General features: G+C 41.5%; 11 protein-coding genes. 6 read left to right on the forward strand and 5 right to left on the reverse strand.

Annotation, left to right across the window (positions count from 1 at the left end):
• Positions 1–24: 24 nt before the first annotated feature.
• On the reverse strand, positions 25–519 hold the full coding sequence (lrp, locus tag M992_RS12740; protein ID WP_004918089.1) for a leucine-responsive transcriptional regulator Lrp: 495 nt from the start codon (positions 517–519) through the stop codon (positions 25–27).
• 733 nt (positions 520–1252) lie between these two features.
• Here lrp and trxB point away from each other — a divergent pair.
• The 5 genes from trxB (at position 1253) to infA (ending at position 7229) form a co-directional block, all read left to right on the forward strand.
• Positions 1253–2212 carry a thioredoxin-disulfide reductase gene (gene trxB / locus M992_RS12745; RefSeq protein ID WP_053908947.1) on the forward strand — a complete coding sequence of 320 codons (960 nt, stop codon included), beginning with the start codon at positions 1253–1255 and terminating at the stop codon, positions 2210–2212.
• Positions 2213–2628: 416 nt separating this feature from the next.
• A complete protein-coding gene (gene cydD, locus M992_RS12750) occupies positions 2629–4416 on the forward strand; it encodes a heme ABC transporter permease/ATP-binding protein CydD (protein WP_053908948.1) in 1788 nt (595 codons plus the stop codon).
• 2 nt (positions 4417–4418) lie between these two features.
• Positions 4419–6155, forward strand: a complete 1737-nt coding sequence (gene cydC, locus M992_RS12755) for a heme ABC transporter ATP-binding protein/permease CydC (RefSeq protein ID WP_053908949.1) — start codon at positions 4419–4421, stop codon at positions 6153–6155.
• 14 nt (positions 6156–6169) lie between these two features.
• On the forward strand, positions 6170–6856 hold the full coding sequence (gene aat, locus M992_RS12760; protein WP_053908950.1) for a leucyl/phenylalanyl-tRNA--protein transferase: 687 nt from the start codon (positions 6170–6172) through the stop codon (positions 6854–6856).
• Positions 6857–7010: 154 nt separating this feature from the next.
• Positions 7011–7229 carry a translation initiation factor IF-1 gene (infA, locus tag M992_RS12765; protein ID WP_006813614.1) on the forward strand — a complete coding sequence of 73 codons (219 nt, stop codon included), beginning with the start codon at positions 7011–7013 and terminating at the stop codon, positions 7227–7229.
• Positions 7230–7344: 115 nt separating this feature from the next.
• Here infA and clpA read toward each other — a convergent pair whose 3' ends face one another.
• Entirely contained in the window at positions 7345–9633 is a 2289-nt protein-coding gene (gene clpA / locus M992_RS12770; protein ID WP_053908951.1) for an ATP-dependent Clp protease ATP-binding subunit ClpA, read from the reverse strand.
• Between the two features lie 29 nt (positions 9634–9662).
• Complete coding sequence (gene clpS / locus M992_RS12775; protein ID WP_053908952.1) at positions 9663–9983, reverse strand: ATP-dependent Clp protease adapter ClpS; 321 nt, start codon at positions 9981–9983, stop codon at positions 9663–9665.
• A gap of 383 nt (positions 9984–10366) precedes the next feature.
• Between clpS and cspD the strand changes: the two genes are divergently transcribed.
• Positions 10367–10612, forward strand: coding sequence for a cold shock-like protein CspD (gene cspD / locus M992_RS12780; RefSeq protein ID WP_053908953.1), 246 nt, complete (start codon positions 10367–10369; stop codon positions 10610–10612).
• A 261-nt stretch (positions 10613–10873) separates the two neighbouring features.
• Here the strand turns inward: cspD and macB are convergent, their stop codons facing one another.
• Both macB and macA read right to left on the reverse strand, forming a co-directional pair.
• Positions 10874–12817 carry a macrolide ABC transporter ATP-binding protein/permease MacB gene (macB, locus tag M992_RS12785; protein WP_053908954.1) on the reverse strand — a complete coding sequence of 648 codons (1944 nt, stop codon included), beginning with the start codon at positions 12815–12817 and terminating at the stop codon, positions 10874–10876.
• Positions 12818–12819: 2 nt separating this feature from the next.
• Positions 12820–13923, reverse strand: a complete 1104-nt coding sequence (macA, locus tag M992_RS12790; RefSeq protein WP_053908955.1) for a macrolide transporter subunit MacA — start codon at positions 13921–13923, stop codon at positions 12820–12822.
• Positions 13924–13965: the final 42 nt, after the last annotated feature.

A 13965-nucleotide genomic window follows, 5' to 3' on the forward strand; every position in this document is an offset into this window, starting at 1 on the left:
ACTTATGAGATGATAATAAACGTATTAACGCGTTTTAATGACTAAACGGTTACTTTGTTTAACTTCTTCCATCACTACATAAGTGCGAGTATCGTTAACGCCAGGCAGACGCAAAAGTGTTTCACCCAGAAGTTTACGATAAGCTGACATATCAGGCACACGCGTTTTCAACAGATAGTCAAAATCACCAGAAACTAAATGGCATTCCTGAATTTCCTCAAGTTTTTGAACCGCCGTATTAAATTGTTCAAATACATCTGGCGCACCACGGTTTAGCGTGATTTCCACGAAAACTAATAATGATGCATCTAGATAATGTGGGTTTAATAATGCGGTATACCCTGAAATAAACCCTTGACGCTCAAGGCGACGAACACGCTCGAGGCAAGGAGTAGGTGATAATCCGACACGTTTAGACAGCTCTACGTTAGAAATACGACCATCTTTCTGTAGCTCATTCAAAATGTTCCTGTCAATACGATCAAGATCTTTTCCTGGACGCTTTTTATTATCAATCATCTCTTTATCTCTCTTTCTCTAATTGTATTTTCCACACCGACTTACACCTTTACCCATCCACAATCACTTTGGAGCGGCAGAAATGTCTTAGGCCAGATTTATCTGTGTATTTATTAAAAATCTGCGTAATTTACAAAAAATAAATCACAATGGAGTATCCATTTTTATTAATATTTGTAGTGTAAGCGTTATCGCTATCTTTACTGTTCAATTTTAACTCAATTGTATTGACCAAATAGATGATTAACTCTTACATAGATGTTTTCGCAAATGCGCAGCCGATTGTCAAAGTAAATGAATGAAAATCAGAACAACATTTGGCTGTTTCTTCTAGTTAAACGTTTCGATGATATAGAATCAAGAAAATTCTTAAAAAGATGAACCCCATTTAATCAGTAGTTTTTAGTCAATTTTATTTTTTGATAGTTTTGCTCGATGATTAAAATAACCAGAATCTCAGCAGATTTCCATGCAAAATGCTTTTTTTACCCCACTAATTCTCCTACAATCGCTGAATAGTTATTCGAGAAATAGATTGAGTTGGAAAATCGATTGTATAAAAAGGTGGCCTAATTATCCGGTATATTAACTACTACTCATTATTTTAGCCATCAATCGACGTTACTTACTGATAAATTGGTTAAAGTACCTAGTGAAAACAGTCTATAGCAGGCCATCAATTTGCAACTCTAACCACAAAAGAGTTATTTAATTCTAATAAAATGAGGTATCCATGAGCACAGCCAAACATCGCCAGTTGATTATTCTTGGTTCGGGCCCGGCGGGCTATACTGCTGCAGTTTATGCAGCTCGCGCTAATTTACATCCAGCCCTAATTACCGGTGTTGAGAAAGGTGGTCAGTTAACCACGACGACTGAAGTTGAGAACTGGCCCGGTGACCCAGAAGGTTTAACAGGACCTGGATTGATGGATCGGATGTATGAACATGCCGCTAAATTTAATACTGAGTTTTTTGCTGATCAGATTCAAAAAGTAGATTTAAGCCAGCGTCCTTTCCGTCTATTCGGTGACGAGGATCAATATACTTGTGATGCTTTGATTATCGCCACTGGTGCTTCAGCACGCTATATCGGCTTACCTTCTGAAGAAGCATTTAAAGGTCGTGGCGTCTCCGCTTGTGCTACCTGCGACGGATTTTTTTATCGTAATCAAAAGGTTGTTGTCGTGGGTGGCGGAAATACCGCGGTAGAAGAAGCACTGTATTTATCAAACATCGCCGCTGAAGTACATTTAGTTCATCGTCGCGATAGCTTCCGCGCTGAAAAAATCTTGATCAATCGCCTAATGGATAAAGCCGAAAATGGCAATATTGTCCTGCATACCGATAAAACTTTGGATGAAGTACTCGGTGATGAGATGGGCGTAACCGGTGTTCGTCTGCGTGATACCAAAACAAATGCCACTGAAGAACTCGCCGTTATGGGCGTATTCATCGCAATTGGTCACAGCCCAAATACAGCCATTTTTGCCGATCAATTAGAACTGAATAATGGCTATATTAAAGTGCAATCAGGCACCCAAGGTAATGCAACTCAAACCAGTATTCCGGGGGTATTTGCAGCCGGCGATGTAATGGATCATATTTATCGTCAAGCAATTACCTCTGCGGGTACCGGATGCATGGCTGCCCTCGATGCAGAGCGCTACCTAGATTCTTTAAACGATAAATAATGATTAAAGAACATTAAATTTTTCTGGGCACTATTTCGATAGTGCCTTTTTGTCGGTAACATATTGTCTATAACTAGGTATAATAGAAAACGATTATCATTCTCTACTGCACTATATTCCGTTTCAGCCAATATTCAGCAATAGATCGATTGGCTATGCGGTAATACTAATACAGACTATCCAAATCACTTATTTCACACTAAGCTGGCGGGATACCTTGATTAATAGTCATTCTATAGCAGTATCGTTTTAGATAAGCGTACTCGGTTTTAAACACCTATTCTGTTTATTTAACCTCTCCGCTCAGCTGGCTTTATATAGTTCTATCAATAATTATCGCCACAACTGATGTTTCTATGAGGTTAACAAACGCCATATCCACCAACTAAGGACTCATGCCTGTACACTGAATCATTATGGATAAAACAAGACAAAATGAACTGGTTCGCTGGCTAAAACAGCACAGTGCCCCTGCGAAGCGTTGGCTACGCTTATCAATGATGTTAGGCATAGTCAGTGGATTTTTAATCATCGCCCAAGCTTGGTTTTTAGCCGTAATCTTACAAGCGCTGATTATGGACGGCATCCCGCGAGAGCAGTTAATTCTGCCTTTCGTCTGGCTTCTTATTGTGTTCGGCCTACGGGCTATCGTCACGGTTATCCGTGAACGTGTCGGCTTTCGTTGTGGTCAAGTTGTACGCCAACAAGTTCGTAAAATGGTGCTTGATAAACTTGAGGTTCTTGGTCCGGTTTGGGTTAAAGGGAAACCAGCAGGCAGTTGGGCAACCATTATTCTCGAACAGATAGAAGATATGCAGGACTATTATTCGCGTTATTTACCGCAAATGTATTTAGCCGGCATTATCCCTATTATGATCCTCATCGCTATTTTTCCGTTTAACTGGGCCGCCGCATTAATTTTATTTGCGACAGCACCATTAATCCCTATTTTTATGGCATTAGTTGGGCTCGGCGCTGCAGATGCTAACCGACGTAACTTTGTTGCTTTAAGCCGTTTAAGTGGCAGCTTTTTAGACAGCCTACGCGGATTAGATACTCTGCGACTGTTTTTCCGTGGTCAAGCTGAAATAAAACAAATTCAAGATTCAACAGAAGATTTCCGGGCTCGCACCATGGAAGTCCTGCGTATGGCCTTTTTATCTTCCGGCGTACTAGAATTTTTTGCTTCTATTTCAATTGCTGTAGTCGCGGTATACTTTGGTTTCTCCTATTTAGGCGAATTAAACTTTGGTAGTTATGGTTTGCCCGTCACTCTATTTGCTGGTTTCTTAGCGCTAATTTTATCGCCAGAGTTCTTCCAACCCCTGCGTGATTTAGGCACATTTTATCATGCTAAAGCCCAAGCAGTCGGTGCGGCAGAATCTCTTGTAACGTTGCTCACTAGCGAAGGTGAACAAGCTCCCGCGGGCGGTGATAAAACGCTCGGTACTGGAGATTCGCTGTCGATTCGAGCTAAAAACCTCGAAATACTCTCTCACGATGGGCAAGTATTAGCTGGCCCTCTCGATTTTGAACTTAATGCGGGTCAACGTATTGCCTTAGTCGGCCAAAGTGGCGCAGGTAAAAGCTCTCTGCTCAACCTATTACTAGGATTCTTGCCCTACCGTGGCTCAGTAACGCTACGCAGTACTAGTCATCCACAAGGAACTGAACTGAGTTCGCTGGACCCGAGTGAATGGCGTAAACTCATCTGTTGGGTCGGGCAAAACCCGCATCTACCTGAACACACTATTCTCGAAAATATCCTTCTCGGTAAACCTGATGCCAGTGAAGATGAGGTTCAAACAGCGATAGATTTAGCTTATGTTTCAGAGTTTATTAACTTACTTCCCGATGGAATTCATACCCAGATTGGTGACTACGCAGCTCGACTTTCGGTCGGTCAAGCACAGCGAATCGCGGTTGCTCGCGCCCTGCTCTCACCCTCAAAATTATTATTGCTGGATGAACCTGCGGCCAGTTTAGATGCTCATAGTGAACAACGCGTAATGCAAGCGCTCAATCGCGCAGCTGAGCGCCAAACTACCTTGATGGTCACTCATTTGCTCGAAGAAACTCTCAATTATGATCAGATTTGGGTCATGTCACAGGGAAAAATCATTCAGCAAGGAAATTATTCTGAACTCAGTCAATCCGCGGGGCCATTTGCCCGTTTATTGGCACACCGCAGTGAGGAGCTTTAGTGATGCGTGTATTATTACCGTTTTTGGCATTATATCGCCGCCACTGGTTTTTAATAAGTTTAGGTATGGTCTTAGCCATCATTACCTTATTAGCAAGTATTGGTTTATTATCACTTTCTGGCTGGTTTTTGGCGGGCACAGCGATCGCTGGTTTTCCCGGAATTTACTTTTTTAACTATATGTTACCGGCGGCAGGTGTACGTGGCACCGCAATTTTCCGCACCGCTGGACGTTATGCTGAACGTCTTGTCAGTCATGACGCAACCTTTAAAGTTCTTTCTCATCTGCGTGTCTTCGCATTTAGTAAAGTCTTACCTTTATCTCCGGGCGGCATCGCGCGCTTCCGCCAAGGTGAGCTATTAAATCGATTAGTCGCCGATATTGAAACCTTAGATCATCTGTATTTACGCGTATTATCACCGCTGTTCTCTGCTTTTGTAGTGATTATCGTCCTCACTGTCGGCCTAAGTTTTATTGATTTACGACTCGCGTGGACTCTCGGCGGCATTATGATGGTGCTACTGTTTGCCCTGCCCTTTATTTTTTATCGCGCAGGCAAAAACATTGGTCAAGATTTAACCCAGTTACGGGGGCAATATCGCTCGCAGCTCACTCGCGCATTGCAAGGTCAAGCTGAATTAACTGTCTTTGGTGCATCGGAACGCTTTCGCCAAAATCTAGCAACAATAGAAACCGATTGGCAGCAACGCCAACAGCAGCAAGCTAATTTAACGGGCGTATCACAGGCCCTAATCTTGTTTTTTTCCGGCGTAACCGCAACGCTACTTTTATGGCTGGCAGCAGATAATATCGGCGGTGATCATCAGCCAGGCGCCTTAATTGCACTATTTGTGTTCTGCTCACTTGCTGCCTTTGAAGCATTAGGTCCTGTTGCAGTTGCCTTCCAGCATATGGGACAAGTAATTGCTTCGGCAACGCGAGTTTCACAATTGATCGATGCTAAGCCTGAAGTCACATTTGCCACGACAGGCCCCGCTTCAGAGGTATCAATAAGTATCAATATCGACAATATCAACTTTACCTATCCCGAACAGCCGTTACCGGTAATAAAAGGTGTTTCGTTATCTTTACAACCCGGTGAGCATGTTGCCCTATTAGGTAAAACAGGCTGCGGGAAATCCACCTTATTACAATTAATGACCCGAGCATGGGATGTCGATAGTGGTACTATTTCACTAAATAATCATGCCATCAGTGATTATGATGAACAAACACTGCGCGCAATGATGTCAATTGTTCCGCAACGTGTGCATGTGTTTAGTGATACACTGCGCAAAAATTTATTAATCGCCCAACAAAATGCTACTGATGAACAGCTAAAAGAGGTGTTACAAAAAACAGGGCTGGGAAATTTACTCGATAATAAACAAGGGTTAAATGCGTGGATGGGCGAAGGTGGCCGCCAATTATCCGGTGGGGAGCAACGTCGTTTAGGCATAGCACGCGCTTTACTGCATAACGCACCACTATTTCTACTCGATGAGCCTACCGAAGGCCTAGATGCAGGAACAGAACAGCAAATATTACAGCTACTCAAGCAAATTTGTGCCGATAAGAGTTTAATTATTATTACTCACCGACTGCATGGATTAGAGCATATGGACTGTATTTGTGTCATGGATGATGGCGAAATAATTGAACGAGGTTCGCATCAACAATTGCTGAGCCAACAAGGACGCTATTTTGAATTCCACCAGCGTTATGCTCAACACTCGTGAGTTTAAGGTAAGCCATGTTCAAGCTCGATGATGATAACGTGCAATTCCCCCCCATTGAGCTCGCGATGCGTGAGCCTAATGGCTTATTAGCTATGGGCGGAGATTTATCACCCGAGCGGCTAAAAGCCAGCTATTATCAAGGAATATTTCCGTGGTTCAGCCCTAATGAACTACCGTTATGGTGGTCACCAGACCCCCGAGCTGTATTATTGCCGAATGAGCTGCATATTAGCCGTTCGATGAAAAAATTAATTAAACAGCGACCGTTTACTATCAGCCTAAATAAAGCGTTCGATGAAGTGATAGATGCCTGTGCAATACGTACAGAGGGTACGTGGATTGTTCCTGAAGTTCGTGCAGGATATAAAGCCCTCCACCGGCAAGGAATTGCACATTCTGTCGAAGTTTGGCAACAGGATAAATTGGTTGGCGGGCTGTATGGGGTCAACGTTGGTAGCATATTCTGCGGCGAATCTATGTTTAGCCGTACGAGTAATGCATCTAAGTATGCATTTATCTCATTCTATTTTCATTTTTTAGGCTATAATGGACAGCTGTTTGATTGTCAGGTGCTAAATCACCATACGGCGTCTCTGGGCGCAAAAGAAATTTCACGAAAGAATTTCTCTCAGATGCTTTACCATTGGCGTGACAAACAAATAAATAGCGCCTGTTGGTCTCCACAATTAATTGATTTATAGTCAATATTTATAATTAAGGATATTGACTAAGGTAGAATGTTGCCATTTCAGCGGAATAAAAATCGCTTTAAAATGCGACATTCCTTTACATATTGAGGGTTTTTGGGCATTATCTTGCCCGTTGAAAATCATGGTTATACACTTAGAGGATTAGATGGCCAAAGAAGACAATATTGAAATGCAAGGCACTGTTTTAGATACACTGCCAAATACAATGTTCCGTGTTGAACTGGAAAATGGTCACGTTGTTACTGCCCACATTTCTGGTAAAATGCGTAAAAACTACATTCGCATCCTGACAGGTGACAAGGTTACCGTAGAATTAACCCCATATGACCTGACTAAAGGCCGTATCATCTTCCGTAGCCGCTGATTTTCTCCTTTTAGGCAATGCCTAATGATCACCACAGGTGAGGCATCTGCTATTCACCTGTGGTGTTGCCTAGAATTGTTGCCTAAAACAGTCGATTAACAGCGTAAGCTTTCGGCTAGAAAACAGCGCCTTCCGGATCCGATTTATATACACTACTGAAATGGTAAGTCAGTTTGCTGGTATCTTCGTCCAAATCAATACTGACCGATCCGCCATTAACCAATGAGCCAAACAGTAGCTCATTTGCTAGTGGTTTTTTCAGGCTATCTTGAATAACTCGCGCCATAGGGCGTGCTCCCATTGCTTTGTCATAGCCCTTAGCGCATAACCAGCGCTTAGCTGCTTGACTCACTTCCAGAGAAACGCCTTTCTCATCCAGCTGGGCTTGCAACTCGACAATAAATTTATCCACGACCTGAGAAATAATTTCCGTAGATAATGAATTAAACCAAATAATGCCATCCAGTCGGTTACGGAATTCTGGCGTGAACGTACGTTTAATTTCAGCCATCGCATCGGTAGAATTATCTTGATCGGCAAAACCAATAGCACGGCGATGGGTTTCTTGCACCCCTGCATTAGTGGTCATAGCGATAATTACATTACGAAAATCTGCTTTACGCCCGTTATTATCGGTTAATGTCCCATGATCCATCACTTGCAACAAGATGTTAAAGACATCGGGATGAGCTTTTTCAATCTCGTCCAGCAAGACAACCGAATGCGGGTGCTTAATTACAGCATCGGTCAATAATCCGCCTTGATCATAGCCTACATAGCCTGGTGGCGCCCCAATTAAGCGACTTACCGTATGTCTTTCCATATATTCAGACATATCAAAGCGTAATAGCTTAATATCCAAGGCTTTAGCTAGTTGAAGCGTTACTTCTGTTTTACCGACCCCTGTAGGACCTGCAAACAAGAATGATCCCACCGGCTTATTTTCTTGCCCTAACCCAGCACGACTCATTTTTATCGCTTCAGTCAATGCGTTAATCGCTTCATCTTGACCAAAAACCAGCATTTTTAAACGAGCGTCCAGTGTTTTTAATCGGTCTTTATCGCTCGAAGAGACTGTTTTCTCTGGAATACGAGCAATACGAGCAACCACAGATTCAATTTCAGGTACGCCAATAGTTTTTTTACGCCGACTTACTGGAATTAAACGAGTACGTGCTCCAGCTTCATCAATCACATCAATGGCTTTATCAGGCAGATGACGATCGGTGAGATATTTGACTGATAAATCAACCGCAGCTTTAATCGCTTTAGCGGTATAACGTACATCATGATGCTGTTCGTACTTAGTCCGTAATCCATTAATAATCTGTACGGTTTCTGCTACCGTTGGCTCAACAACATCAATCTTCTGGAAACGACGTGCAAGTGCTCTATCTTTCTCAAAAATACTACTAAATTCCTGATAAGTTGTAGAACCAATCACTCGAATACGCCCACTAGATAACAACGGCTTAATCAGATTTGCCGCATCAACTTGTCCACCTGATGCTGCACCGGCACCAATAATCGTGTGAATTTCATCGATAAATAGCACACTTTTGCTGTCTTTCTCTAGCATTTTTAATAATGCTTTAAAGCGCTTTTCAAAATCACCACGATATTTAGTTCCGGCCAATAGTGAACCGATATCTAGCGAATAAATCGTACAGCCTTTCATAACCTCAGGAACATCATCTTGTTCAATACGCCAAGCCAGTCCTTCAGCAATCGCTGTTTTACCCACGCCAGACTCGCCGACTAATAACGGATTATTTTTACGCCGCCGGCACAATACTTGAATCGTTCTTTCTAATTCAGCTTGACGACCAATTAGAGGGTCTATTTTCCCCTCCTGTGCTAACTGATTTAAGTTGGTGGTAAAATTCTCCATCCGATCATCAGCACTAGTTTGCTCTTCGTTAGGTGCCTGAGCACCGAAAATATCCTGGCCATCAGAACTATCGTCTTCATCACCTTTCACTGTACCGTGAGAAATGAAATTAACAATATCTAAACGACTCACATCATGTTTACGTAACAGATAAGCCGCCTGCGACTCCTGTTCGCTAAAGATAGCGACTAAGACATTCGCCCCTGTAACGTCCTCTTTACCAGAAGATTGAACATGAAACACGGCCCGCTGAAGTACGCGTTGAAAGCTGAGTGTTGGCTGAGTTTCACGATTATCATTTTCAGGCAATAAAGGCGTTGTTTGTGAAATAAAATGTTCCAGCTCTTGGCGGAGCACGGATAAATCAAGCTTACAAGCCTCTAACGCTTCACGCGCAGATGTATTGCTCAGTAACGCCAGCAAAAGGTGCTCCACAGTCATAAATTCATGTCTGTTATCTCTTGCTTTAGCAAAAGCGACGTTAAGACTAAGCTCTAATTCTTGATTGAGCATAAGCACCTCCAAAGGTAGTAGTATTCAGATTAGACCTTCTCTATTGTGCAAAGCAGCGGATATTCGTGTTCACGGGCATAGGTATTGACTTGTGCTACTTTGGTTTCTGCAACTTCAGCAGTAAAAATCCCACAAATGCCTTTTCCCTTAAAATGAATATCTAACATTATCTGTGTAGCGTGTTCTTCATCAAAAGAGAAGTATTTTTGTAATACCTCAACCACAAAATCCATCGGTGTATAGTCATCATTATTCAAGATAACTTTATACATTGAAGGTGGTTGTAAAACCTGTTCAGTCTCGTCTTTATAAATAATATCCGTTTTAAACGAATTCAAAAAATCATTCATTGCTATCTTGCTCAGTATTCAGTTTATCTGCTTAAGCATAGCCTTTCTTGTTGATGATTCCTATTAAAAGACAATCATAACGGCCAACATAACTGTGTATCATGGTTATTTAGCCTTCAGCTATAACTAGACTATATTATTTAGCATTTAATTTTATTTAAATCAATTAGTTACCATATGCATTTAACTCATAAAATGCTGAATATCGTTAGCTACATCAAAATTTAGTCATTTAAAGATAAAAGCGCTATTTCATCACTTGACGTCAGCACCAATTGCTCTACAGTATATTTTGTGAACAGATATGTGGGTAATTTCACTTATTCTTTGCATGATGTTTACGCTAAACGTTAATCAACAAATCTGATGACGAAGGACGATGTATGGAGACAGGTACAGTTAAATGGTTTAATAACGCAAAAGGTTTTGGTTTTATCTGCCCAACGGACGGCGGCGATGATATTTTTGCTCACTATTCCAGTATTCAAATGGATGGCTATCGTACCCTGAAAGCAGGTCAGCAAGTTAACTTCAGCGTAAACCAAGGGCCTAAAGGTAATCATGCCAGCCTTATTATTCCACTCGATAATGAGCCGTTAAAGACTAAAATGGACAATGATCAGAAATAGCTCGGTTCAGTGATAGTATAAAACTTAAAAAATACCCCAGAAAAAGCTACCTGGGGTATTTTTTAGCTTTAGGAATAAAACAGACTAATCTATAACCTTTGCTAATTTTTAAAAATATTCCTGTGTATGTGCTGTATATCCCGTACTTTACTATTTATGCCTTGCTGTACATGTTTTTACGCTGAGAGTACAGATTATATGAATACAGCTTACTTAATAATGCAGCTTAACTGTAAGCTCACAATATATAGATGCCCCAACTTATTCCCGCGCCAGCGCATCAATAGGGTTAAGTTTCGCTGCGTTACGTGCAGGCAGAAAACCAAAAATAATTCCAATTGCTGTAGAGCAAATAAAAGCCGTAATCAGCGCCATAGGATCAAATGTTAATTGCCAGCTTGGTAATGCTAATTGCGCCAATAATGCAATGCCATAAGAGAGCCCAATACCTAATACTCCGCCAATTAAGCAAACTAATACCGCTTCAATTAAGAATTGCTGCATAACATCACTGGCTCGTGCGCCGACCGCCATTCTAATACCAATTTCACGCGTACGCTCAGTAACTGACACCAGCATAATATTCATAACCCCAATACCACCAACAACTAATGAAATAACCGCCACCAGCGTTAAAAATAATTGCATCGTACGGGTGGTTTTTTCTGCGGTCTTAATAAAGGTATCAATGTTATAAGTGAAAATATCTTTTTTACCATGACGTAAGGTTAATATGCGTATCAATTGTTGCTCAGCACTTTTAACATCATAACCATCTTTTACTCTGACCACGATATTATCGATATAAGGACGATTAGTAATTCGGCTTCTGAATGTAGTGTCCGGCAACCAAACTTCTAATGAATTAGCAGCCCCAAATATGCTTTTCTTTTCTGCCAATACGCCAATAATTGTCGCCGGCATATTGCCAATTAATAAGGTTTCACCCACCACATTCTTTTGATGTGCAAAAAATCGGCGCTTAACATTAGCATCAATAATAACCACCTGAGCCTGTCTCTTCATCATATCTGGCGTAAAATTCATTCCTTCAGAGAACTTTTCTGCGTATACCGCAAAGAAATTACGGCTAATACCTTGAATTCGCCCAGATGCATCTAAATTACCGTGGCGTAATCTCGCTGCCCCCTCAGTAACACCAGAGACCGCTTGTACATAAGGCTGTTGTTCCAAAGCGAGTACATCTGCGGGCTTTAGCGCCTGTTTATTTTCAGGATCATCACTGCCAAAATCTTCCCCGGGGAAAACAGAAATAGTGTTAGTTCCTATGGCTTTTATATCGTTCAGCACCATCCCTTTGGCTGCATCACCAATCACCATAATCGAAACCACGGAGGCGATGCCAATAATAATTCCTAGCATGGTCAATAAGGAACGCATTTTATTAACCACCATGGCACGCCAAGCCATCAATAATGCTTCATTAAATCGGCCGAATATTTGGCTTATGGTCGTTTTATTTTGAATCGGGGTGGGTAAAATAACATGATGATCTGTTGGTGCATGTCCGGGATCATTAATGATTTCACCGTCTTTGATTTCAATAATCCGCTGAGTCTGCGCCGCGATTTTAGGATCATGGGTCACAATAATCACGGTATATCCCTGCGCGCAAAGATCTTTCAGTATTTTCATTACTTCTTCACCCGACTGGCTATCCAATGCCCCTGTCGGTTCATCTGCTAAAATGACTTGTCCACCGTTCATTAGCGCTCTAGCAATACTCACACGCTGCTGCTGTCCGCCAGATAATTGCCCCGGCCGATACGCAATTCGGCTTTCTAAACCTAATTTATTAAGCAGGCTAATCGCTCTCTGGCGACGTTGATCTTTGGCTGTACCGGCATAAATCGCGGGGATCTCAACATTCTGCTCAGCCGATAAATGACTGAGCAAATGATAACGCTGAAAAATAAAGCCAAAGTGTTCACGCCGTAATGCCGCTAATTGATCGCTATCTAATGCCGCGGTATTCTGTCCATTAACCCAATATTCCCCTATCGTTGGCTTATCGAGACAACCAAGAATATTCATTAACGTTGATTTACCCGAGCCTGATTGACCAATGATAGCAATCATTTCTCCGGCATTAATACTCAATGAAATATCTTTCAGTACCGTAATCGTTGAGTCACCCGCAGGATAACAACGGGTTATGCCTTTTAGCTCCAGTAACCCAGCCATAATTATCCCTCTACACCACTGCTAGTAATAACGTTATCCCCTTCATTTAAGCCAGAGGTAATTTCAATCACTACATCATTACGCGCACCGACAGTAACTTGTTGCTCAACCGCGTGCCCTTCTTTAAGAACATTTACCTTAAAAGTCTGCTCGTCAATTTGTTCACCTAAGGCAGATAATGGCAATAACAGCACATTATCACGGCTGTCTAAGGCTATTTTTACTTGCGCTGTCATTTGTAATTTTAATAGCTGTTGAGGATTGGGAACTTCAAACTGAGCATAGTAAAAAATAGCATCATTAATTTTTTCGGGAGTTGGCAAAATATCTTTTAATTGGCCAGTAAATATTTTTTCTGGCGCACCCAGAACAGTAAATGACACCTTTTGTCCCGGTTGTAAGTAAATCACATCAGCTTCAGAAACTTCGGCCTTGACCAGCATGGTATTTAAATCGGCTAAGGTTAAAATCGTTGGTGCTTCTTGAGCCGCAATTACCGTTTGTCCTTGTAACGTTTTAATATGCGTAACAATACCTTCGATTGGTGCAGTGATATTGGTATATTCCAGATTAGTTTTAGCCGTATTTAATGTCGCTTGGTAGCGTTTAATTTGAGCTAAATAAGTATCAACTCGTGCCTTTTTAACCTCAACATCCGTTTGAGCTTCATCAAGTTCTTGGCGAGAGACAGCCTGTGCTTGTGCTAAATTAAGTCGGCGCTGATAAGTGGTTTTCGCCAATTTGAGTTCAGCTTTAGCTAATGCCAAATTTGCTTCTAATTCATGGATATTTTCTTGCGCTTCCGTCACATCATTTTTAGCTTTTTGTGGATCAATAACCGCAAGCAATTGCCCTTGTTTAACTTTATCACCTTCTTTAACATACAACTTTTGTAATTGCCCACTTACCTGAGCACCCACATCCACTTTACTAACGGCATCTAACTTTCCAGTCGCCATCACTTGTTTATCAAGAGAACCTCGCGTTACCTCTACCGTTTGATAATGGATATCCGTTGATGTTTTTGACCAAAAATAATGGCCAGTAATGGCTAATACCAAAACAATTAAAACAATTATTGTTTTTTTATAGTAAAAGATTTTCATTAATACTCATTCCATTAATGGGGAAAAATAGAATCACCCACG

This window comes from Moellerella wisconsensis ATCC 35017 (genome assembly GCF_001294465.1).
GTDB lineage: Bacteria > Pseudomonadota > Gammaproteobacteria > Enterobacterales > Enterobacteriaceae > Moellerella > Moellerella wisconsensis.